This window comes from Kiloniella antarctica, from assembly GCF_042682825.1.
GTDB lineage: Bacteria > Pseudomonadota > Alphaproteobacteria > Kiloniellales > Kiloniellaceae > Kiloniella > Kiloniella antarctica.
Genome location: NZ_JBHUII010000010.1, coordinates 93,686 through 115,648, shown reverse-complemented (window position 1 = coordinate 115,648; position 21,963 = coordinate 93,686). Strand labels below are relative to the sequence as shown.

Annotated in this window: 21 protein-coding genes; 9 read left to right on the top strand and 12 right to left on the bottom strand. The window is 45.6% G+C overall.

Annotated elements, in window-relative coordinates; genetic code table 11:
- Positions 1 to 10: 10 nt before the first annotated feature.
- Together ACFSKO_RS15755 and ACFSKO_RS15750 are read right to left on the bottom strand one after the other, a co-directional pair.
- Entirely contained in the window at positions 11 to 529 is a 519-nt protein-coding gene (locus tag ACFSKO_RS15755; RefSeq protein WP_380253360.1) for a TRAP transporter small permease, read from the bottom strand.
- Between the two features lie 71 nt (positions 530 to 600).
- Positions 601 to 1,617, bottom strand: coding sequence for a TRAP transporter substrate-binding protein (locus tag ACFSKO_RS15750; RefSeq protein WP_380253358.1), 1,017 nt, complete (start codon positions 1,615 to 1,617; stop codon positions 601 to 603).
- A 399-nt stretch (positions 1,618 to 2,016) separates the two neighbouring features.
- On the opposite strand from ACFSKO_RS15750, the gene ACFSKO_RS15745 reads away from it, so the two are divergent.
- From ACFSKO_RS15745 to ACFSKO_RS15730, 4 genes are read left to right on the top strand one after another with little or no spacing between them, the layout of a single operon-like run.
- A complete protein-coding gene (locus ACFSKO_RS15745) occupies positions 2,017 to 2,553 on the top strand; it encodes a VOC family protein (RefSeq protein WP_380253356.1) in 537 nt (178 codons plus the stop codon).
- A gap of 15 nt (positions 2,554 to 2,568) precedes the next feature.
- On the top strand, positions 2,569 to 3,588 hold the full coding sequence (locus ACFSKO_RS15740) for a fumarylacetoacetate hydrolase family protein (protein ID WP_380253354.1): 1,020 nt from the start codon (positions 2,569 to 2,571) through the stop codon (positions 3,586 to 3,588).
- 28 nt (positions 3,589 to 3,616) lie between these two features.
- Positions 3,617 to 5,233, top strand: a complete 1,617-nt coding sequence (locus ACFSKO_RS15735) for an FAD-dependent oxidoreductase (RefSeq protein WP_380253352.1) — start codon at positions 3,617 to 3,619, stop codon at positions 5,231 to 5,233.
- A gap of 12 nt (positions 5,234 to 5,245) precedes the next feature.
- Positions 5,246 to 5,440, top strand: a complete 195-nt coding sequence (locus ACFSKO_RS15730) for a DUF2783 domain-containing protein (RefSeq protein ID WP_380253350.1) — start codon at positions 5,246 to 5,248, stop codon at positions 5,438 to 5,440.
- A 74-nt stretch (positions 5,441 to 5,514) separates the two neighbouring features.
- On the opposite strand, the gene ACFSKO_RS15725 is transcribed toward ACFSKO_RS15730, so the two are convergent.
- Positions 5,515 to 6,468, bottom strand: coding sequence for an MBL fold metallo-hydrolase (locus tag ACFSKO_RS15725; RefSeq protein WP_380253348.1), 954 nt, complete (start codon positions 6,466 to 6,468; stop codon positions 5,515 to 5,517).
- A 179-nt stretch (positions 6,469 to 6,647) separates the two neighbouring features.
- Between ACFSKO_RS15725 and ACFSKO_RS15720 the strand changes: the two genes are divergently transcribed.
- The 4 genes from ACFSKO_RS15720 to ACFSKO_RS15705 all read left to right on the top strand — a co-directional run bounded on the left by ACFSKO_RS15720 (position 6,648) and on the right by ACFSKO_RS15705 (position 11,832).
- Positions 6,648 to 7,475: a class I SAM-dependent methyltransferase gene (locus ACFSKO_RS15720; protein ID WP_380253346.1), complete on the top strand. Its 828-nt coding sequence runs from the start codon at positions 6,648 to 6,650 to the stop codon at positions 7,473 to 7,475.
- A 332-nt stretch (positions 7,476 to 7,807) separates the two neighbouring features.
- Complete coding sequence (locus tag ACFSKO_RS15715) at positions 7,808 to 10,786, top strand: NAD(P)-dependent oxidoreductase (RefSeq protein WP_380253344.1); 2,979 nt, start codon at positions 7,808 to 7,810, stop codon at positions 10,784 to 10,786.
- 124 nt (positions 10,787 to 10,910) lie between these two features.
- On the top strand, positions 10,911 to 11,258 hold the full coding sequence (locus ACFSKO_RS15710) for a hypothetical protein (RefSeq protein ID WP_380253342.1): 348 nt from the start codon (positions 10,911 to 10,913) through the stop codon (positions 11,256 to 11,258).
- A gap of 118 nt (positions 11,259 to 11,376) precedes the next feature.
- A complete protein-coding gene (locus ACFSKO_RS15705) occupies positions 11,377 to 11,832 on the top strand; it encodes a DUF411 domain-containing protein (RefSeq protein WP_380253340.1) in 456 nt (151 codons plus the stop codon).
- A 56-nt stretch (positions 11,833 to 11,888) separates the two neighbouring features.
- Here ACFSKO_RS15705 and ACFSKO_RS15700 read toward each other — a convergent pair whose 3' ends face one another.
- Together ACFSKO_RS15700 and ACFSKO_RS15695 are read right to left on the bottom strand one after the other, a co-directional pair.
- The gene (locus tag ACFSKO_RS15700) at positions 11,889 to 12,545 is read right to left on the bottom strand and encodes a glutathione S-transferase family protein (protein WP_380253338.1); all 657 of its coding nucleotides are present in this window, start codon (positions 12,543 to 12,545) and stop codon (positions 11,889 to 11,891) included.
- An 11-nt stretch (positions 12,546 to 12,556) separates the two neighbouring features.
- Entirely contained in the window at positions 12,557 to 12,967 is a 411-nt protein-coding gene (locus tag ACFSKO_RS15695) for an antibiotic biosynthesis monooxygenase family protein (RefSeq protein WP_380253336.1), read from the bottom strand.
- A 69-nt stretch (positions 12,968 to 13,036) separates the two neighbouring features.
- Between ACFSKO_RS15695 and ACFSKO_RS15690 the strand changes: the two genes are divergently transcribed.
- Entirely contained in the window at positions 13,037 to 13,615 is a 579-nt protein-coding gene (locus ACFSKO_RS15690; protein WP_380253334.1) for a TetR/AcrR family transcriptional regulator, read from the top strand.
- A 125-nt stretch (positions 13,616 to 13,740) separates the two neighbouring features.
- On the opposite strand, the gene ACFSKO_RS15685 is transcribed toward ACFSKO_RS15690, so the two are convergent.
- The 7 genes from ACFSKO_RS15685 to ACFSKO_RS15655 form a co-directional block, all read right to left on the bottom strand.
- Positions 13,741 to 14,568 (bottom strand): ABC transporter substrate-binding protein, encoded by an 828-nt coding sequence (locus tag ACFSKO_RS15685; protein WP_380253332.1) that lies wholly within the window; start codon positions 14,566 to 14,568, stop codon positions 13,741 to 13,743.
- Between the two features lie 59 nt (positions 14,569 to 14,627).
- Positions 14,628 to 15,434 carry an ATP-binding cassette domain-containing protein gene (locus ACFSKO_RS15680; RefSeq protein WP_380253330.1) on the bottom strand — a complete coding sequence of 269 codons (807 nt, stop codon included), beginning with the start codon at positions 15,432 to 15,434 and terminating at the stop codon, positions 14,628 to 14,630.
- The gene (locus ACFSKO_RS15675) at positions 15,431 to 16,138 is read right to left on the bottom strand and encodes an ABC transporter permease (protein ID WP_380253328.1); all 708 of its coding nucleotides are present in this window, start codon (positions 16,136 to 16,138) and stop codon (positions 15,431 to 15,433) included. The genes ACFSKO_RS15680 and ACFSKO_RS15675 overlap by 4 nt, the downstream gene beginning before the upstream one ends.
- Before the next feature lie 286 nt (positions 16,139 to 16,424).
- Complete coding sequence (locus tag ACFSKO_RS15670) at positions 16,425 to 18,488, bottom strand: CocE/NonD family hydrolase (protein ID WP_380253326.1); 2,064 nt, start codon at positions 18,486 to 18,488, stop codon at positions 16,425 to 16,427.
- A 138-nt stretch (positions 18,489 to 18,626) separates the two neighbouring features.
- Entirely contained in the window at positions 18,627 to 19,460 is an 834-nt protein-coding gene (locus ACFSKO_RS15665; protein WP_380253428.1) for an alkaline phosphatase family protein, read from the bottom strand.
- A 40-nt stretch (positions 19,461 to 19,500) separates the two neighbouring features.
- Positions 19,501 to 21,135, bottom strand: coding sequence for an ABC transporter ATP-binding protein (locus tag ACFSKO_RS15660; RefSeq protein WP_380253323.1), 1,635 nt, complete (start codon positions 21,133 to 21,135; stop codon positions 19,501 to 19,503).
- A complete protein-coding gene (locus tag ACFSKO_RS15655) occupies positions 21,135 to 21,956 on the bottom strand; it encodes an ABC transporter permease (protein ID WP_380253321.1) in 822 nt (273 codons plus the stop codon). The genes ACFSKO_RS15660 and ACFSKO_RS15655 overlap by 1 nt, the downstream gene beginning before the upstream one ends.
- Positions 21,957 to 21,963 lie beyond the last annotated feature (7 nt).

Below are 21,963 nucleotides of genomic sequence, written 5' to 3'. Positions count from 1 at the left end.
AATATTCCGCCTACTTGTCTTGGGACAACATCGTCGGCCCGCCGTTCAATATTATTGGGAATTGTTCTGCCGCGATGCATACCGTAACCGCCGCAGACAAGGCCGAGCCAAGTAAAACTGGTACCCAGTAATAAATCATCGGAATGCCCAAAGTGATCGAAATATCGCCGTATTCACTTTGCATTTGGGCTTGCGCATAGCCAAACCAAGCAATGGCGAGCATAAAACAAAAGCTCAAAAACGTTGCCAAGACTTGAGACAAGGCTGCATATCGCGGGGCCATCATATCGGATAAAATTGAAACCGAAACATGGCTCTTTGTCATAAAGGCATGGGGGATGGATAGATAGGCTGCCGAGACAATCATCAACTGGATAAGATCAATCGTACCATAGATGCCCTGGTTATCAACTTTGCGCAAAACCACATCAACCGTTGTTATTATCATCGCGGCCAGCAAAAAGAACATCCCCAGCCATGCGACATATCTTGTCGTACTGGTTAGCCTTTTCTTTAAGAGATCAATCATTAAATTAACGCAATCGGTAGATTGTTGTTACCGGGTACCTGCCTTTGAATTCAGGCACCCGGTATAAATGTCTATTGCTCGTACTTGGCGATTGTCTTCACCGCCGCATCATAAATCTCTCGAGCATTGGTAACGCCTTTTTCTTCAAGGCCTTTGATATAGCCATCTGTTGTTGGCTGTAAAGCCACACGCCATTCTTCACGTTGTGTATCGCTCAGTGTGACAATCGGGTTGCCTTTATTTTCGATGTCGGCAAGGCCGGGTTTGTCCCAACTGTTCCACCAGGGACCAAACTTAGCCACGAGACTTTCGCCAGACATATCGTCAATAACGGTACGCACATCAGCAGGTAACGCATTATATTTCTTCTCATTCATGACGAAATAAAAGCTTGTAGTATAAGCCTTTGCATCCAAATGATAATCTAAAACCTCAGAAAGTTTAAAGCCGTGAACAGCTTCATAAGGAAAGACATTACCATCGATGACGCCCTTTTGAAGGTTCTCGTAAACCTGGGTTGGCGGCAGACCGACAGGCGTTGCGCCAAGTTGCTTTAACATCATCGAAATGGCGGCACTGGGAGCACGCAAACGCATGCCCTTCAGGTCTTCCATAGACTTCACCTGTTTGCCCCTTGTGTGAATAAGGCCGGGGTTGTGGGCATGAAGCGCAAGAACCTTAAGACCTGCATATTCCTGAGCCAAATATTCCGGGTAAAGATCCCAAAGTGTGCGGGAGGCCGCATCCGATGATTTGGTAAGGAAAGGTAAATCCATAATAAGAGTGCGTGGTAAGCGTCCCCGGGGGAAACCAGTTAGACCGTGAGAAATATCCACAACGCCAGCTTTGACCTGATCATATTGCTTTGCCACATGCCCAAAAGCAGAACCTGCGGGAAAGATTGAAACTTTCACCTGCCCATTGGTTCTCTCTTCCAACTCTTTTGCCCAAGGTTCCAAAAATTCCTTTTGGGTCGGGTGCGAGGATGGAAGAAAGTGGCTTAGTTTTAATTCAATGGTTTCTGCCAGGGACGGATTAAAAACAGTGCTTATGACAAGGACTGCACTGGCAAACAGTGTACGTTTCATGGATTAGGACCTTCCTGTTCGAGGCGTTAAATTTCCCATTTAACTTTTGGATCTTTTTAAATATCGATCTCGTTTTTATTGACTCAACTAATATAGTTTCAATTGAAACAATTGTACAATCATTTTTATTTCTATTAAGATAATCTTTTATCTATTTGTATATATTACATTTATTAAATTTATATCTTGATTATTTCACTTACCATATCGGTTGAAATAAATGATTTCAGTGAATTCACTTGCATTAGTTTCATTTGCAACTAAAATAAAATCAGACAATAAAAGTAAACTCGCCCCCCTGTAATCTCCGATTAACCGGGGTCCGAAATCCAAAGATGAATACCTGTTATTTTTGACTGTTTTCAAAAGAATTGCAGTCTCAATAAAAAGAGGTCAGATATGAAAATCGAACAGATACACCACGTGGCATACCGTTGTAAGGATGCAAAAGAAACCGTTGAGTGGTACAGGAAGTACCTTAATATGGATTTCATCCTCGCAATTGCGGAAAATGAAGTCCCCTCCACCAAAGCACCTGATCCTTACATGCATGTATTTTTGGATGCAGGTAAAGGCAGTATTTTGGCCTTTTTTGAAATTCCCAATTCCCCGCCTATGGGCCGCGACATCAACACCCCGGAATGGGTCCAGCATCTGGCCTTAAGTGTGGCCACCATGGATGATATGATGTCTGTAAAGGCCAAGCTTGAGGCAGATGGCATCGATGTTTTGGGACCAACAGACCACACCCTATTCCAATCGATTTACTTTTTTGACCCCAGCGGTCACCGGATTGAACTGGCCGTAAACACAGGTACGCCAGACATGAACAAAAAGCTGGATACTGTGAAGTGGGACATGCTCAACGAATGGGCTAAGACCAAAAAAGCGCCCCACCACGCAGACTGGATGCACAAAAAAGAACTCTCTTCATAAGTTACGGTTAGAATAATGAAATTAGCGACCTATAAAAACGGTTCCCGCGATGGCAAACTTGTCGTCGTCAGCAGAGATCTTTCATGCTGTGTTACCGTTGCCTCCATTGCGCCAACGCTCCAATTTGCCTTGGACAACTGGGCAGAAACCTCTCCCAAACTTGAAGATGTCTATAGCGCCCTAAACGAAGGCACAGTGCCGGATACTTTCGAGTTTGAGCAAACCCTTTGCATGTCTCCCTTGCCAAGAGCCTATCAATGGGCTGATGGATCAGCCTATGTAAACCATGTGGAACTGGTTCGAAAAGCACGGGGCGCCGAACTGCCGGAGAGCTTCTGGACCGATCCTTTGATGTATCAGGGCGGATCTGACAGCTTTATCGGCCCGCGGGATGATATACCTTTGGGTTCTGAAAATTGGGGTATTGATTTTGAAGCAGAAATAGCTGTCATTACCGATGATATGCCAATGGGCTCGACCCCAGAACAAGCCGCAGATCACATCAAATTGCTTATGCTGGTTAACGACGTATCTCTGCGTGGATTGATCCCGGCTGAACTGGCAAAGGGTTTTGGCTTTTTCCAATCAAAACCTTCAAGTGCCTTTTCACCCGTCGCCATAACCCCTGATGAACTCGGTAGTGTCTGGAAAGACGGCAAGGTACACCTCCCCCTTCTCTCCACACTGAATGGCGATTTGTTTGGTAAACCGGAAGCCGGGGTTGATATGACCTTTGACTTCCCAACTATTGTATCCCACGCGGCAAAAACCCGCCCTCTTGGCGCAGGAACCATTGTTGGTTCAGGCACCGTGTCAAACAAACTCGATGGCGGTCCGGGAAAACATGTATCCGATGGCGGTATGGGTTATTCCTGCATCGCCGAAGTGCGCATGATTGAAACCATCAACAGTGGCGCACCGAAAACATCCTTTATGAAATTTGGTGATCGTATTGCCATTGAAATGCTGGATGAGCACGGCACGTCCATTTTTGGTCGCATAGATCAGCAGGTCGTCGAATACAAAAACACTTGATACCAGGATACTTCATCCAGGGGGGAATATGCTGCAATCCTATGACCAACCGACGTTTGAATACATTCAATCCAAGGAACAGAAAAACGGCTGTGTTACCAGACACCCAGTCGTCGTCATAGGAGGCGGTCCCGTTGGCCTAACTGCTGCCCTGGACCTCGCGGTTCAGGGCATCCCAGTTGTACTGCTGGATGATAACAATACTGTCAGTGTGGGATCCCGCGCTGTTTGTTATGCCAAGCGCCCTCTTGAAATATGGGATCGACTTGGCTGTGCCGAGCGCATGATTGACAAAGGGGTGCTCTGGCAAATTGGTAAGGTCTTTCGCGATGAAGAGCTTGCCTACCAGTTTGACCTCCTGCCCGAAGAAGATCACAAGGCCCCGGCCTTTATCAATCTCCAGCAATATTACCTTGAGCAATATCTGGTTGAACGCTGCCTTGAATTTCCCGACCTCATCGACCTGCGTTGGAAATCAAAGGTGATTGACCTTGAAAATAACAAAGATCACGCCCGCCTAAAAATCGAAACACCAGATGGACCCTATGATCTGGAAGCCGATTGGGTCATTGCGTGTGATGGTGCCAGCTCTGATACCCGGACCCTGCTGGGGCTGGATTTTGAGGGACAGTTCTTTCAAGACCGTTTTCTGATCGCCGATGTGGTGATGAAAGCAGATTTCCCGGCCGAACGCTGGTTCTGGTTCGATCCCCCTTTCCATCGTGGGCAATCGGTTTTGCTTCATATGCAGCCTGAAAACGTCTGGCGCATTGATTTCCAACTTGGTTGGGACTGTGACCCGGAGGAAGAAAAGAAACCGGAAAATGTCATTCCACGCCTAAAAGCAATGCTGGGAGAAGACACCGCGTTTGAGCTTGAATGGGTATCGGTTTATCAATTCGCCTGCCGCAGGATGGAAAGCTTTCGCTCAGGCAGAGTTTTCTTTGCCGGTGACAGTGCCCATCAAGTTTCCCCTTTTGGCGCCAGAGGGGCCAATACCGGCGTGCAAGATGTTGATAATCTGGCTTGGAAACTCAAACTGGTTATCGAAGGTAGCGCGCCAGAAAATCTATTAGACACCTATTGTGAAGAGCGTATTTTTGCCGCTGATGACAATTTAAAGAACTCAACCAGATCCACCGACTTTATCTCTCCCAAGAGTAAAATCAGCACTGCCTTTCGAGATGCCGCCCTCGATCTGGCAAAGACATATGAATTCGCCCGCCCATTGGTGAATTCGGGTCGCTTGTCCATGCCGACGCCCTACTTAAGCAGCGCTTTAAATACTTCCGATGTTGACCTCTTCTCCGGTTCGATGTCTCCGGGTACAAATTGTGCAGATGCACCGATCTTGGTAAACAGTTCTGAAAACTGGCTTTTGAACGAACTTGGGGGCCGTTTTGTCGTTTTGGTTTTTGGGGATCAGCCTTTAGACAAATCGCTTTTTGATCAGCATATTTCCTACGACATCATACGCGTTGGTCAGGATATCGAAGATCCTAAAGGACTATTAGCCCAAAGATATGATGGAAAACCCGGTACAACATATCTTATCAGGCCGGACCAATATATTGCCGCAAGATGGCGCACATTTGATCCTCAAGCGATCAACGACGCGCTCTTGCGTGCAACCTGTCAATTATAAGCGAGTAACCCGATGTCTTTGATCACAGAGCCAAACATTGCGCACCCCGATGATTTCTATCAAGAGCTTATAGATATCCACAGGGATCTAACCGAAGAGCAAAGCCTTGCAGTCAATTCCAAACTGATCCTGCTGTTGGCCAATCATATTGGCGATACTGAAGTGCTAAGCGAAGCCATGGTGATCGCAAGAAAAGAGTTTCTCTAAAAGATTTTCTCGCTCATAAAAAATGGCTGCATTGATCGTTGATGCAGCCATTTTTATGTTTCTCAAATTGAATGCTACCCTTGATTAAGAGCGCCCCACATTTCACGGTCGCGTTCTGCTGTCCAGATGGTTGGACGGACCTTTCCTTTGGCTTCGTCATAGGCCCGGGCGACATCAAAAGGCATACAGTGCTCATAAATCACCCAGTGGCCGTACTTTGGTGCCATGGTTTCCCGGCATTTGTTAAAGAGGGTTTGAAGATCCCAGCCCTTGGCGACGGCTTCTTGAGCGTTACTGTAGAGGTCAGTGATAAAAGCTCTGGTTTGACTAATGGCTTCTTCGCATTTTTCGGCAGATTCCAAAGCATCGCCCCGTCCCGGAACCAACTTGTTGGGCTTTAAGGCTCTCAATTTTTCAAGTGTCGCGGGCCATTCTGCAAGGTGGGCATCCCCCGTGTAAGGAGTTGCGCCATACTCAACCAGATCTCCGGCGTAGAGTACTTTTTCTTCAGGAAGCCAAGCGATGGTATCACCCTGGGTATGGCCTTTACCAACGTGCATGATCTCAACCTTGCGGTTGCCAAGGTCAACGGTCAGCTTTTGATCAAAAACGATGGTTGGCCAAGTCAGGCCCGGAATGGTTTCGTGCCCCTGAAACAGTCTCGGAAAACGACCAAACTCGGAATCCCAGTCTTGCTGGCCGCGCTCTTCAATCATTTCCAGGGTAAGACGGCTAGAAATAATGTTTTCAGGATCAAAAGCAGCAGCCCCCAGAACACGAACCGCATGATAATGACTAAGGAGGGCAAACTTAACAGGCTTGTCTGTGATTTCGCGAATTTTGCGCAAGACATCCCCAGCCATATAAGGGGTTGCTTGAGTATCAATAACCATGACACCCTCATCGCCAATGATCACTCCTGTATTTGGATCTCCTTCGGCTGTATAGGCATAGGCCCCCTCACCTAACTTTGTGAAAGAAACATTCTTTTCGCCTAAATCACCTGTAGAAGCAAAGCCTTCAGCCATAACCATTAATCTCCGTTTTCATAATATTTTGAAAAGTATACAGATAATTGTTTCAAATGAAACTTTATTTTAATCCTCCCGATAAAGTGTTGAGAGTTTGTGAACAATAGGTTGTAATATGACCTATTCAGGGCTTTTGCCAGTAACCGTAAGATGTAACTGTAAAACGTGAGATTTAAATGAAAGCCAAGTCGGTTATTATGGGGCTTAAAACCGTTTTAGGGATTAACAAGCTCGGCTATTTTACCCCCTATCGTTATGCCTCTAGCTGTGTTGATAATCGTGAGTGTTATCTCCCCCTTAAAAACATGATGGATAACCACCGCACAGATTTTAAAAACCACCTTCTTGCAATAGAAAAGTACCGACAAGAGCTTTTAGCTATCGATGGTCAAGGACCAGACAAAGCCCGCTGGGAGCAAGACTGGTTTCCGCGTCTCGATGCTGCGTCAGCCTATACGATGGTGCGTCGCTTCAAGCCAAAACGGATCATAGAAGTCGGTTCAGGGCATTCAACCCGGTTTTTATACCGCGCAGTTGTCGATGGGGCTTTAAGCACAGACATTACCTCAATAGATCCAGCCCCCCGAGCTTCGATTTCTGCCCTGCCGATTACGCTGCACCAATCCACATTGCAAGATGTAGATTTGAGCGTTTTTCATGCGTTAAAACACGGCGATTTTCTTTGTGTAGATTCAAGCCACATTCTGATGCCCGGAACAGATGTTGATATTATTATCAATCACATATTGGGTAACCTTCCCTCGGGAGTGATCGTCTTTTTCCACGATATTTTCCTTCCCTACCCCTACCCCCAATCATGGGACTGGCGCGGATATAACGAGCAAAATGCTGTCAGCGCACTTTTACACGGCGGATATGATGTCATGTTCTCTAGCCAATATCTGCTTCAGGATATGCCTGACCTCATTAATAGAAGTATCATCCAAAAGCTGTCCCTGGTGAATAATGCGCCCGAAAGCGGGCTCTGGCTGAGGAAAAAATAATTCATCTCATTGTTTTACACTATTAGCCAGTCTGCATTTCCTATCAAATTTGTGGTATTATGTCGTCTCTGAAAGCGTGGGTCGTATTTACCACATTTTGCTGCGCTGATCGGCATACCTTTGATTTGTGAGGGGTATATACAGCATCACGAATGCAAAATTTCGAAATTTTGTGCTGTAAACGGCTGGTTATTGAACACTAAATTACATTTTGGGTCCAAGTCTAAAGTCCTTGAACCATTTTCTTGCGATTGACAACAATCAATAGATCGTGTGCATTCACCACGCCCAGCAGGCCATCACAACTATGTAATACAGGGAATTTAGAAATCATGGCAATGATTGATGACCTTAAGGCGCAGCGCGACGCGTCATTAGCAATAACCGCAAATGGGGCACCAACAAGAACGTCTAACCAGTTCTTTGGCGTTGGCCCAATCACCGACATGACTGCTGATGAAGTTGACGGCCGCCGTCTGCGTTTCCAGTTTGACGCTTGGCTGGAAGAAAATTATGCCAAATTTGATGATCGCGGCACCCGTATTGGCAGCTTTACGACTGCTGAAATCGGACGCAGCATGCACCGTGGATACCCTGCCGACAAAGTTCTGTTGGATATGGCGCGTGAAATTCATCGCTATTTCGAATTCCCTAAAAAGAACAAAATGGCCATAGGCCTTGGTGGCGGACACAGTGGTTTCACGGTCTCCATTCTCCACATGATGAATGCCAACAACGCTGATCAAAAAATTTACGTCGATACCCCAAAGCCTGAGTCTGACGAAGGTAAAGCGGGTGGTTTCTTCCGCCAGTCCTGGGGATCACAAATCCTGGAAATGCAACAGTTTGCAGAAAACGGTGATGTAAACCGGGTTCACTTCAGCGAAGGCGAAGGTGCGATCCCAACAGCTGACGAGCTCGAAGCAAAAGGCATCAAGCTCTTTGTTGGCGTTGGGCACGAAACCACGGGCGCAACCACCTATAAAGAAACAGAAATCAAGAACCTTCTTGCGTGGATTGACCGCAATCCAACAGAACACCACGCGATCATCGACAGCACATCTATGCTGGGTGCTATGCCGTGGGCTGAAGAAGTCGTTTCTGCCGTTCTTGATAAATGCTGCATGTTCATGCCGTTCCAAAAAGCGATCGGCGGTATTTCCGGCTACTTTATTGCGTCTTACACGCCGCAAGCTCTGGCGCTTATCAATGCCAACCAAAAAGATCCGGCCTGGGCGATTGCACGTCAGCTTAAAATTGCGGTTCCAACCGATCCAAAAGAGCCACTTTCAAGTGAAAAGACTTGGGAACTCGGTCCTGTTTATGATCCTGCAGAGCACAAAATGCTGGGCGGTATCATCAATACCTATTCCACCCTCGCCTTTGCAGAAACCACGTTCGGGCTTCTGCGCGCCGAAAAATCTATTGGATCGGTACGTGAGCTCAACAAGCGTTCAATTGAGAACCGCCTAAAAATTAATGACTGGGTTTCCAAAAATCCGACACTTGAGCTTGGTGTCGACGATGCAGATAACCGCGGTGCGGCTGTTACGCTTCTTAAAGTAACGGAAGGCAGTCAAACAGATCCGGCGCTGCACGCGGAAATCATTGCAAAATCAAAACAGATCCTAGGTTACGAAGGTATTACGCACCCCAACGGCGAACACGAAGCAGGCTTGGATGTTGCGCGTTATGTAAACGCCTTCCCAGGAACTCCCGGTGATTACCGTGCGTGGATCGGTGGCATTCGTCCAGTTGATGATGTTGTTGCTTTACTTGAAAACCTTGAATATGCCTATCACATGGCTAAAATCGTTGTCCTTGAAGAACTCCTTGCCAAAGAAGGTGTAACTTTCGAAGCCTCTGCACAGGCAGTATCTGGTGCTAAAGTTCGCCAAGACGATGCGAACCGTGCCTATAAGGTGTTGGTTGCTGATCTGATTGGTTTGAAATTTGATGCCAACGGCAATCCTGATCACTCAGAAGTTAAGGCACATGTGGAAGCCAAAGGCGGCGTTTTTCACGAAGGCCCGATTGCTGATGGTGCAAACCTCGAAGCCGGAAAAATTCATTTCTCCTACCAGCCAAACCTAAGCACTGCTGAAGAACTCCTGCCACAGACAGACAAAGGCCAGTTCGACGCAACGATCGTAGCTGCGACCTTCCTGCCAAGTGCATCCGTCTTCAAACATGGCGGCGTTCGTATTGGTGCGGGCACAGGCAACATGGGCTCAGACTCATGGGGCGGTGGTAACGGTGATGGTGGCGAAGCAGCCCTGATGAACACACCAAGCTTTAACAGCCGTGCGACAGCACAGATGGCGATGAAAGCCCTGCTGAAAGTTTGCCCTAACCTTCCTTGCGAAGAAATGCACAAGCTGGTGTGTGCTGGTGACTTCGACACGGGTAAAGATCTTTGCAAGTTCCCGACTGAAAAACTCGAAGGCAAACGCCTTGCTGTGATCGGTTACGGTAACATCGGTCGTGAAGTCGCAAATCTTGGTAAGGCTTTCGGCATGGAAGTCACCATCTACGCACGCCCTCACCACAAAGCATGGATTGAATCTGAAGGTTTTGATTACGCTGAAACACCGGAACAAGCCGCTAAAGGGGCTGATGTAATCAGCCCTCACACTGGTTTGGGTGCGTTCAATGCAGAGACAGGTAAATTTGCCAACGATAGCCTGGTCAACGAAAGCGTTCTAAACGCGCTTAACGATGGCGCTATTGTCGTAAACTATGACCGTGGTGAAGTGATCAATATCGATGCTCTCGATGCGGCCCTAACCAGTGGTAAAGTCAGCTACGCTGCGATTGATGCTGACCTGTTCAAGAACGCGGACAGTGGTGAGCTTACCGGACCAATGGTTCCTTATCTTACTTTGGTTGAAAACCACGGCGATAAGCTCGAGCTTCTACCGCATGCTGCTGCTGATACCGAACATGTTTCTCGGGTACAGGGTGCAAAACAGGCCGTTGATCAGATTTTTGATGCGATCCAGTTTAAATCCATAATGAACCTGAAAGGCGATCTTCCTGCAGGCTACAAAAATGCTGGCGCAACAACCGTAAACGGCGTTGGTAAAGTAACACCAAATGCATTGGCTTCTGTTGCAGCTTGCGATGAAACGGCTGCTGAATTGCGGAAACTAACCGAAGATATGGCAGCGATCTGGGGTTCACTATCCGTGACCAAAGATATGGACCGTCGCCAGGAACTTGTCGATCTCTATGGTGCTCAGTTGACCCTGCAATCCAACAAGTACATTACGTTGATCGAAAAGCTTGGCCTTAAAGGTCCTTACGGCTAATTAGAACAGCTTAGTACGAAAAATAAAACGGGTGTTGTCATCAGGCAGCACCCGTTTTTTATGGCAAAAGACTGCGACAATATAGATCTCGACATTACCCCCGTTTTGTCCCAAATTATCAGTTATGATTTCAAGTATCCGCAGTCTCTTTGCCCAAAGCGCTTTCATTCTAATTCTTACAGTCTTTATTACAGGGCCTGTAATCCAAGCTGAGCAGGCAAAGGCTATGCGCGCCCTGATGGACACGGTTATGATGTCCGAGGTTTCTGTTAATTCAAAACAACCGTGTCAAAATTGCATCGAAAAAGAAAACAAAGAGATCTGCACCAGTTCTTGTTTGTCAGGAGCAACAGCGATCTTACCAATCATTCCAGATCACCATTCACAAAAATCAAATCAGCCACCATACGTGCGTGTTTTGCAGATGCAAGAGTACATCCCCGATCTGGAACTCACCCCCCCGCGATCATAACCCGTACTTATAACCCCGCAGTTCATTGCCTGTTGCTGTATCATCTATCTATTTGATTGTGGTTAAACAAGGTGAGCTGACTTCGTGATATAACTCTACTTAAGTAACGGAAATTTCAATGAAAGCTCTTATTACAGCGCTGTTTCTATTTGGAACATTGAGTGCCACTCAAACCATCGCAGCATCAGTACCAATAAAAGAAGCCACACTCTATAAAAATCCAGAGTGTGGCTGTTGCACGGGTTACGCAAACTATCTGCGGGATAGCGGTTACAAGATTACCGTTGTTCCAACGGACTACATGGCAATGGTAAAACAATCTCAGGGCATTACTGATGATATGGCGTCTTGCCATACAATGATTATAGACGGTTATGCTGTTGAAGGTCACGTACCAGTTGGTATCGTGGACAAGCTTTTGGCCGAACGTCCTGATATTTCCGGTATTTACTTACCAGGTATGCCGATGGGATCCCCCGGCATGAGCGGCCCTAAAGAAGAACCTTTTAAGGTCTTTCCCTTCACAAAAGGAGAAGAGATATCAGAAACCGACGCGCCTTTTGCTGTCGAATAGCTGTTTGTAAAAAATTAAGGGAAGCCAACATTAAGGCTTCCCTTTTCTAATTATAATTAACCGTTTGCATTAACGCTTTTTGGGGCAAGAAAGGTCGGCAAGACATCCGGAGTACATATGCCTTTAATGACAGCAGGCCGTATACTCATCCGCTCACACCATGCATTCAGATACGGATACTTGGCAGTGCCAAACCCCATATGAATAGCAGTGTGCATCCAACCATACATAGCCATATCGACTATTGAGTAATCCTTGAGAAACCAATCTCCTGATCGGGAGAGGTACTCATCAATTACACCATAAAGCCGATCACCCTCTTTGGTATAACGAGACAATGCGTAATCGTTATCCCCCTCGCCTGAATGGAAAGAGAAATGCGCCCGCTGCCCAAACAAAGGGCCGACTGAAGCAGCCTGAAAGAACAAAAGCTCCAGACCCTTGGCCCGTTCCAACGCATCAGTCGGAAAGAATAAATTAGTATTTTCAGCGAGATAAAGCAGGATTGCGTTGGATTCAGATATAGTGATATCTGCGTCATCATCATGCAAGATAGGGATCTTAGCATTTGGGTTCATGGCAACAATAGCAGGGCTAAACTGCTTACCTGAACGGACATCAACCGTTTGCAAATTATAGGCGAGGCCCATTTCCTCCAATCCGATAGTGACTTTATAAACGTTCGGTGTGTTCAATCCATAAAGGGTCAGCATATCATACTCCCTTAATTTTTAGACACATAGGTCGAGACCACGGTGTATGGGTGATAGTCAGGCATTGCCAATTTGAAAACTTGTGCCATATCTGGGGCTTCACCAGCTTGAAGTTTTTTCACAAAGGCTTCAAGCGATGCCTGATCCTGCCACTGGGCATAATTTACGACATGTTTGGAATTTAGCGACCGATGAACGTTACCAGAAATAAACCCAGGTTCATTGATCATTGTCGACCCGAGGGCCAATTCTAGTTGCTCCACAAGAGCGTCCTGATTGCCGTCAACCGGGGTCAATACGTTGATCATCGTTAAGATAGATGTGTTAGGATTGATCGTTGATTTTAGTTCCTGTGCAAATGCAGCAGGAGCCATCACAAGAAAAGAAATTACGGTTGCGATACCAAAAGGTCTGTTGAACATTGTCATCTCCATTATCAATTTGTATAGTGACCATTACAGATATAAACTTTACCCAGCAAGGATTCTTTAGTGGTCGATACAAAAATAAAGCGAGGACGTCCACGCAATTTTGATAAGAAGCAAGCAGAAGCCATTGCCTTGAAGCTGTTTTGGCAAGATGGATATGAAGCGACAGGCTTATCAAAATTGACGAATGCAATTGGTGTTGGAGCACCCAGTCTCTACGCGGCATTTGGATCAAAGGCAGGGTTATTTGCAAAAGCAATCGATCTTTATCAAGCCCAGTGTACACCGTTTTTTAAAGATGCCTTTGAAACAGATAATCTATCTGAATTCATCTCAGGAATTTTAAACAGTGCTGTTAACAGCTACACGCAAGAGGACTCTGGGCGTGGATGTCTTGTTCTTGACGGCACGCGAAATGCTACGGATATCGAAGCCCTTGCCCTTACGCAGCAACTCCGCGAAGATTTCCACAGGATTGTTGTGAAGAAGGTAACACAGCTCGGCGCCCAAAAACCCGAACAACTTGCTGATGCCTGCCAAATCGCCATGATAGGTCTCTCAGGGGCAGCACGGCACGGATTATCGCGTGATAGAATATCTGAAGTCGCACGTGTTTTGGCCCGGGGAATATCAGAGGGATAGGAAAATAACGCGATATTTATTAAACTTAAGGCAGGAACTGAATTATCTCAATTTTTTTGCCGTTAAATTTCATTAAACGTCTTAAAGAAAATGGAGAACCAATTATTAGTTCCCCATTATCGTTTTTACTTTAATGCATCAGGAGTAAAGAGTTGTTCACCCGAAACTTTATAACTTGCAATGAGAGATTGCCCTTTGGATGAAAGCAACCAGTCGACAAAACTGTTTGCTTCCTTAAGTTTAACATGAGGGTATTTTTCAGGATTTACGACAATCACGCCGTATTGATTGAACAAGCGTTTATCGCCCTCAAACAAAACCTGCATGTTTTGTTTGTTCTTATAGCTCAACCATGTTGCACGATCGGTCAAAGCATACCCTTGCATGGCAACAGCAGTATTAAGCGTTGCACCCATGCCCGAGCCCGTTTCACGATACCAATCACCAGATACTGTTTTTGGGTCAAATGATGCTTGGTGCCAAAGCTCAAGCTCGCGCTTATTTGTGCCACTGTCATCTCCACGGGAAAGGAAAGGAGCCTGAACTTTTTCAATCCGCTTCAGTGCAACGACCACATTCGCAGCGCTTTTAATTTCTGCAGGATCATTATCAGGACCAACTAACACAAAGTCATTGTGCATCAGATCAAATCGTTCAACACCAAAGCCTTCTGTTACGAACTTCTCTTCAGATGTTCTGTGGTGTACCATCAAAACATCTGCATCTCCGTTACGAGCAAGCTTCAATGCTGCACCGGTACCAACAGCCACAACATTGACTGTAATACCCGTATCTTCTGTAAAAGCAGGGAGAATGTAATCAAATAGACCTGAATTCTGCGTTGAAGTCGTTGAAGCCAATATAATACTTTCAGCGAGCGTAGATTTAATAGATCCAAAGCTCAAAGCGAGTAATACTATTGATAATAATACTCTAAACTTGTTTTTAAACATTCCTCATAACTCTCTAATACTGTTTTATTTTAGGGTAATTTCTGGATTAATTTTAGAATTCAGAATTCGCTTTCTAAAATTTGAACATCGTCTCGTTCAGGCCGCCGTTTCCACCAAATCAAGTGACCATCAATAAAGGCTTGGGCGAGATCATTCTCTGGTTTGGTAAAGAATTGTTCTGCCGCTGTCATTTCTTTCAGACGTCCGCGGAACATAAACAAAACATCAGTTGCCAACCGCTTGGCTTGTCCAAGATCATGACAAGTCATAATGACTGTGGTGCCCTCGGCTGATATTTCTCCAATCAGTTCTTCAATTGAATGGGTTGCCGGCGGATCAAGGCTTGCCGTTGGTTCGTCAAGAAACAAAACCTGTGGCTTTAGAACCCAAGCGCGTGCAATCGCAAGCCTTTGTTGTTCTCCAAGAGATAATACTCTGGCGTGTTTATCAGCGATCCGCTTTAGCCCTGTCCGTTCAATGACAGCATTTATTAAGTCAGGACGAAGACTGCGTTTCACCCCTCGTACTGACAAGGCGTAATCTATATTGGCATAGGCAGATCGCCGAAGCATGACCGACCTTTGACTGACCATAGCCTGTGCACGTTTGGGGTTTTCACCTTTTGCTCCCAGCCAGTTAACCTGGCCGCTATCTGGCTTCAAAAGACCATGACAAAGACGCAACAGTAGTGTTTTTCCTGCCCCGTTCGGCCCCAAAATAACATAGCGTCGGCCCGCTTCAAACTGGCAGCTTAAGTCCTTAATAAGGGGCTTACCGCCTGCCGAATAACGGATACCTTTTAACTGCAAAGGCATAACAGATGCCGACGAAGACGGGGATGGAGAATTTGATGAGAAAAAACTCATTGACCCTGCCCCCTTTTCGCTGATTCTGTAATGCAATAAGCAATCAGATTTACACCAAGGGCAACGCTCATCAGTACAATCCCCAACGATAGTGCCATAATGAGATCCCCTTTACGGGCTTCCAAAGCGATCGCTGTGGTCATAACTCTTGTCAGGTGATCTATATTTCCTCCAACGATCATCACGGCCCCGACCTCTGAGACCGCACGCCCAAACCCGGCTAAGCCAGCTGTTGTTAACGAAAATTTCGCATCCCAAATCAAGGCCGTTATACGACGAAACCAACTCGCATCCAAAGAACGAAGCAGTTCATCATATTCACCATACAGTTCCTCAAGAACTTGACGCGAGATCGCTGTAACAATCGGTACCACCAGAATGACTTGTGCCATAATCATCGCTGTTGGGGTAAAGAGAAGCCCCATCACGCCAAATGGACCACTCCGCGATAACAACAGGTAAACAAAAAGACCAACAACAACAGGCGGCAGTCCCATCAAAACGTTGACGATAATGTTTAAAAACCGCCGCCCCGGAAAACGGGTAAGTGCGAGTATAGCCCCCAAAGGTAATCCAATAATCAAGGCAATCCCAACTGCTGACAAACTTAGTCGCAAAGAGAGCCAGACAATTTCTAAAAGTTGTTCATCTAAAGTAAAAACAAGTGAAATAGCCTTAAAAAATGCCTGCCAAAGATCGTCCATAAGAGCTCAGTTGAATCATTAAAAAATCGATCAGACAGTGAGGTTATCAGAATTTTCTGTCAACTAGTTGGCTTAATTAATTTGTTGGATAAATTTAGAAAAATATTTAAGTAAATTTATACTTTTTAATTATTTATTTCTTATTTTCAACTGCTTAATAATCACATCAAATAAATTACATTAAATTAAAATCAAATCAATATTTGATGTTCAAAAGGAATGATTTGAAAAAACGATGAAATTTCCTCATGGCACACTATGGAAAGGGGAATATCCCCTTTCCAATTTACATATGGTCACGCCTGATTGCTTTCTCAAAGGTCCGCTTAAAGATCTGATTCTCATCATCAAACGCCTTCATGTCTCCAGAGATTTCAAAACAATCGGCTTTCAGGATTATACGCACTTCGGTTTCCAAACGGATCGACCACTCATCACCACGCGACATCCAACAGGTCCAACGTGATCGTCCAGATGCTCCTTCTGGAGTTTGAGTATTGATTGTCCAGTTCCCCGAACTTAAATATCGATGCCGCAATCCATGCTCAGGGATTTCAGTCTCACCACTATCCTCAATAACGTTATATTGCGTTTCGTTACTTGATAACCCTTTTCTAACCCATCTATCCACGGATGGTGGACTAATCTGTTTGTAATGAGGTAAGGGATCCAGATTATCTGGTCGAGGCATGTCAATTTCATCTTTGTTGTCGGAAGTTGACACGTTACGTACTGGCAAAGTTAGCACGGCATCTTTACCAAAGAGAATACGAGCCGTGACGTGATAGGGCGAAGGCATAATCAGCGGCCAATAAGCGGTTGATATGGAAACCCGAATGCGGTGTCCAGGTAAGAAACGATATCCGGCTTCATCAAGGACAATTGTTATTTCTTCTGATTGGTCTGGAATCATCTTTTCTGGGGATGCATTACCATCACGATGCGCAAGATTTAAAACGCCAAAGCTAACACGGTGTGACACACCATCAGGATGGACATCTATAAGACGAACCGCAAGGTTACCAAGTGGTGCATCAATTGAAACATTGAGAGAAAGCTTTGCCCGTCCAAGAATTTCAAGCGCTTCACTCAAAGTTTCTGTCTCAAAGACAAGAGAGCCCGCATCATCTAATCGTTGATCACCAGGTGTTTCAGAATCAGGTTTTAGAGAAAATACCTCTCCACATTGAGTTCCAGTATCTTCTGGTGAACAAATTGAAAGTTCTCTTGCTGTTCCAGCTTCTCGACTTAGGTGATAATCAGCGTTTAAAAACCACTTTTGGTCAGAAATATTAGTAGAAGGCCATTGTTGTTCCTTAACCCACCGTCCCTGCTCAAACTCACGCCAAATAGAAGGACGAACATTCTCAGATATGTATGCACGGTAATCAGGAAGATCTTCGGCACCATTTTCCTCATCCTTCAGCCAACGATCCCACCAACGTAAGGCTTCTTTGTGAAAATCAGCACGAGGATGTGGATAAGCAAAGTGAGGATATTTGTGCACCCACGGACCATTAATTGCCTTGGCGACGCCCGGTAAGTTTGCCGCCGCGTCTGGAGGGGCATTTTTATAAGCATCTGCCCAGCCAGAAATCACCAAACAGGGTATTTCTATATCATTGTAGTTTTGGCCAATCGATCCTTGTTTCCAAAAATCATCAAATCTTTGATGATTAAGCCACTCATCAAGAATAAGCTTGGAACCTTCCAGACGTTCTAGCCACATGTCTCTCCAGCGCTCTCCAACCAAAAGTGGATCTGGTGCACGATAGGCATAGCACTGCATCACCCCAGACCATGAGAGATGGGAATTAAGTTGGCAGCCGTTCTTGTAATGAATATCACAATTATAACGATCTGTTGTCGATCCTATAGATATAACGGCTTTTAAAGGCTCTGGACGCATCGCAGCTATTTGTAAACCGTTAAAACCACCCCAAGAAATTCCCATCATACCGAGATTGCCATTACACCAGATTTGGGCCGCAATCCAGTTAATGACCTCAACACCATCCGAGAGTTCACGGGGAGAATATTCTTCGTCAAAAACACCATCTGATTCGCCCGTACCACAAATGTCAACGCGAACACCTGCATACCCCGCTCTGGCAAAAACGGGGTATGTGCTCTCATCACGTGGTGCAGTTCCGTCGCGTTTACGATAAGGGAGGTATTCGAATATCGCGGGAACGCTGGTTAACGTGCCTTTATTTTCATCAGCGCATTCAGGTAACCACACACGGGCGGAAAGTTGTCTACCATCAGCCAAAGGTATCCATATATTATCCCACTCAACATAACCATCCCTTTGAATAATTTGAGGGTCTCGCGTATTTCTGCTGCTCATGACATAACCTTTAGGAAATGAAAAAGGGCGATCAGCTTTGACAGATTGCCTAATAGTCGGACATTCATGACATTTCTAAGCTGATCGCCTTCATTCTCTAGAATGGTTAGGAAGATAGAACACTTCCCGTTTATTACTTTATTTCAAAAAAGACTTGGCCTTCATCGTTTCTGGAATTGGTGCCCCCATTCGGGTCAGAATGGTCGGTGCCAATTGTAATTGATCAAGTACAACATCTTCTTTCGGACCTTCACCGCCCCCAAACCAATAAAGTGCTACATCTTGTTGATCTTCGCCCCGGCCACCGTGATGACCGCGATCTGATTGTCCGTGATCAGCTGTCACAATGACTTCAAAGCCATTTTTGATCCATCTCGGCAGGTAATGAGCCAACATTGCATCAATGGTAAAACAAGCATGGTCCATCTGTTCGCAATCATGCCCAAACCGATGCCCCATTGAATCAAGCGTACAGGTGTGCAGGATACCATAATCAATCCCATGTCGTTCTGTCAGCATGGTCAGGGTCGCAAACAAATCTTCATCAGATGGTGTCATCTGGTTCTTATGACCATAACCAGTCATGGTATGAAAACGACCATGATTGATTGGTCCATCTGCTTCATCATATTCAATATCGCGCACCATATCGAAAGGTGCGCGATTAAAGAATTCAGACCAAAATGAATGCGTCACAGCACCCGTTTTCCCCCCAGCTGCACGGACTTGACTGAAAATATCAGCCTGCTTAACCCGAAAGATAGACTGGTTAGAAACCACGTTATGTTCCTGGGGCGTAACGCCAGTATGGATTGAGGCGTAACAACATGCAGAGGTAGATGGCAGAACCGCACGCATTTTCCATACGCGAGCTTCGCCAGACTGTACCCAACCTTCGAGATTCCCCATGTAACGACGCGCATCTCTCCACGGTTGACCATCAAGAATGATCAACAGAACTTTATTTTTCACAGCCAAGTGCCGAACTCCTTAAAACGCGGAAATAGTCTTGCTAATTCCCGGCACTTTCCATTTTCCTATGAGCAATGACCTCTTCCAACCAGCCTAATTTCATTTCTGGGACAGAAGAAAGCAGGAGATCAGTATAGTCATCAAACGGAGGCGCCAAGACTTCTGATTTTTGTCCGTAACGCACAAGTTCGCCCTGGTACATTACAGCGATTGAATCAGATATTGATTTAACGGTGGCCAGATCATGGGTAATGAAAAGATAGGCCACATCCTCGACTTTTTGTAAGTCGAGCAACAGTTTTAAAATACCGTCAGCAACCAAGGGATCTAGCGCACTGGTGACCTCATCACAGATAATAAGCTTTGGTTTTGCAGCCAGTGAACGCGCAATACAAACACGTTGTTTCTGCCCACCGGAAAGCTCTGCCGGGTAACGATCAATGAATTTTTCACCCATTTCGATCTCATCGAGAAGTTCAATAATACGTTTTCGCTTTTCAGCCCCACGCATACCGAAATATAACTCTAATGGACGACCAATGATTGTACCAACTGTCTGGCGTGGATTCATCGCCACATCTGCCATTTGATAAATCATCTGAAGTTGACGCAGATCCTCGATAGATCTTTGTTGCAATGCAGATGAAAGGTCCTGCCCTTCAAAGACAACACGCCCTTCACTCGGCGGTAGTAGCCCTGTAATAACCCTTGCCAGTGTTGACTTACCTGATCCAGATTCACCTACAACGGCAAGCGTTTGGCCAGGGTAAATATCTACAGATACGTTAGACAAAACCTTAATCGCACCGCCGTAAGAAGCAGATATATTCTCGACAGACAAAATAGGTGTATCAGCTGGTTTTTTTTCTTCATGCTTAATCGAATGAGCAGAAACCAATTGTTGCGTATATTCTTCTGTTGGTGAGTTAATAATATGCTCAGTCGTTCCGTGCTCAACCATTCTACCGTGCTGTAAAACCAGAATTTCATCAGAAACCTGAGCAACAACAGCAAGATCGTGCGTGATATACAAGGCTGCGACACCAGTATCTCTAATGGCTTTTTTAATCGCTGCCAAAACATCAATCTGCGTGGTGACATCCAACGCAGTTGTTGGCTCATCGAATACAATCAAGTCGGGTTTCGGGCAAAGCGCCATTGCAGTCATCACACGTTGTAACTGTCCACCAGAAACCTGGTGTGGATAACGGCTACCTATATTTTCAGGATCTGGCAGCCCAAGAGCGTCAAAAAGCCCGATGGCACGCTCTTCGGCCTCTTTTTTTGTAGATAGACCATGAAGCAAGGTCGCTTCAATAACCTGTTCCATTAAACGCATTGCCGGATTAAACGAAGCTGCCGCTGACTGTGAGACGTAAGTGACCTCACGCCCCCGTAACGCCCGTAATTCAGATGATGTGATTTGCAGGATATCACGTCCGTTTACAATGACCTCACCTCCCGTAAGCTCGACACCGCCACGGCCGTAACTCATCGTAGAAAGACCAATCGTCGATTTACCAGCACCACTCTCGCCAATAAGCCCCATAACCTGACCTTTTTTTAGGGTCAAAGATATGTCTTGGGCAATAGTAATACCGCGTGGTTTTTCCCCTGGAGGATAAACTGTTGCGCCGATTTTGAGGTTCTTGATTTCAAGTAAGTTATCAGTCATCAGCCACGCCCTCCTTTAAGATCACTGGTTCTATTAAGGACCCAATCAGCAACAAGGTTTACAGAAATAGCAAGAATGGCTATGGCAAATCCTGGTATCAAGGCCGCCGGAATACCAAAGTTAATACCATCTTTATTTGCTTTAACCATACTTCCCCAATCAGCTTCTGGAGGCTGTATTCCGAGCCCAAGGAAAGATAGAGAAGACAGGAAAAGGATCATAAAGATAAATCTTAAACCTAATTCAGCAACCAAAGGTGAGAGTGCATTAGGTAAAATTTCTTTGAAGATAATCCAACGCAAACCTTCCCCTCGGAGGCGTGCAGCTTCCACATAATCCATTACGTTGATATCTACGGCAACAGCTCGGGACAAACGGTATACGCGCGTACTATCAAGAACGCCCATCACGATGATCAAGGTCGTAAGGTTCCCAGGTAAAACAGAGAGAACAACGAGTGCAAAAATCAATGTCGGAATGGACATCAATAGATCAACACCACGTGACATGACCATATCAACCCAACCACCTTTAACAGCAGCTGTAAAACCGAGAACAGACCCTAGTCCAAAAGAAAGTATTGTCGCGACACCAGCAATAAAAATTGTTGTTCGGGCGCCATACATCATACGGGTAAGGAGATCTCGACCAATGTTATCTGTTCCCAACCAAAATTTGGAAGACATTGGTTCCCATACATCACCAACGATCTCAGCCATACCATAGGGCGCGATAACCGGTGCAAACAGGGCTACAAAGAGAAAGCCACTTGTTGCAATTATGCCAACAAGTGCGCTTAAGGGAATTTTTTTAAAGTTCATATATCTT

Bases quoted from the DNA above. Each gene is read 5' to 3' on its own strand.
- ACFSKO_RS15755 (WP_380253360.1), bottom strand. From the start codon at position 529: ATGATTGATCTCTTAAAGAAAAGGCTAACCAGTACGACAAGATATGTC.
- ACFSKO_RS15750 (WP_380253358.1), bottom strand. From the start codon at position 1,617: ATGAAACGTACACTGTTTGCCAGTGCAGTCCTTGTCATAAGCACTGTT.
- ACFSKO_RS15745 (WP_380253356.1), top strand. From the start codon at position 2,017: ATGAAAATCGAACAGATACACCACGTGGCATACCGTTGTAAGGATGCA.
- ACFSKO_RS15740 (WP_380253354.1), top strand. From the start codon at position 2,569: ATGAAATTAGCGACCTATAAAAACGGTTCCCGCGATGGCAAACTTGTC.
- ACFSKO_RS15735 (WP_380253352.1), top strand. From the start codon at position 3,617: ATGCTGCAATCCTATGACCAACCGACGTTTGAATACATTCAATCCAAG.
- ACFSKO_RS15730 (WP_380253350.1), top strand. From the start codon at position 5,246: ATGTCTTTGATCACAGAGCCAAACATTGCGCACCCCGATGATTTCTAT.
- ACFSKO_RS15725 (WP_380253348.1), bottom strand. From the start codon at position 6,468: ATGGCTGAAGGCTTTGCTTCTACAGGTGATTTAGGCGAAAAGAATGTT.
- ACFSKO_RS15720 (WP_380253346.1), top strand. From the start codon at position 6,648: ATGAAAGCCAAGTCGGTTATTATGGGGCTTAAAACCGTTTTAGGGATT.
- ACFSKO_RS15715 (WP_380253344.1), top strand. From the start codon at position 7,808: ATGGCAATGATTGATGACCTTAAGGCGCAGCGCGACGCGTCATTAGCA.
- ACFSKO_RS15710 (WP_380253342.1), top strand. From the start codon at position 10,911: ATGATTTCAAGTATCCGCAGTCTCTTTGCCCAAAGCGCTTTCATTCTA.
- ACFSKO_RS15705 (WP_380253340.1), top strand. From the start codon at position 11,377: ATGAAAGCTCTTATTACAGCGCTGTTTCTATTTGGAACATTGAGTGCC.
- ACFSKO_RS15700 (WP_380253338.1), bottom strand. From the start codon at position 12,545: ATGCTGACCCTTTATGGATTGAACACACCGAACGTTTATAAAGTCACT.
- ACFSKO_RS15695 (WP_380253336.1), bottom strand. From the start codon at position 12,967: ATGTTCAACAGACCTTTTGGTATCGCAACCGTAATTTCTTTTCTTGTG.
- ACFSKO_RS15685 (WP_380253332.1), bottom strand. From the start codon at position 14,568: ATGTTTAAAAACAAGTTTAGAGTATTATTATCAATAGTATTACTCGCT.
- ACFSKO_RS15680 (WP_380253330.1), bottom strand. From the start codon at position 15,434: ATGAGTTTTTTCTCATCAAATTCTCCATCCCCGTCTTCGTCGGCATCT.
- ACFSKO_RS15675 (WP_380253328.1), bottom strand. From the start codon at position 16,138: ATGGACGATCTTTGGCAGGCATTTTTTAAGGCTATTTCACTTGTTTTT.
- ACFSKO_RS15670 (WP_380253326.1), bottom strand. From the start codon at position 18,488: ATGAGCAGCAGAAATACGCGAGACCCTCAAATTATTCAAAGGGATGGT.
- ACFSKO_RS15660 (WP_380253323.1), bottom strand. From the start codon at position 21,135: ATGACTGATAACTTACTTGAAATCAAGAACCTCAAAATCGGCGCAACA.
- ACFSKO_RS15655 (WP_380253321.1), bottom strand. From the start codon at position 21,956: ATGAACTTTAAAAAAATTCCCTTAAGCGCACTTGTTGGCATAATTGCA.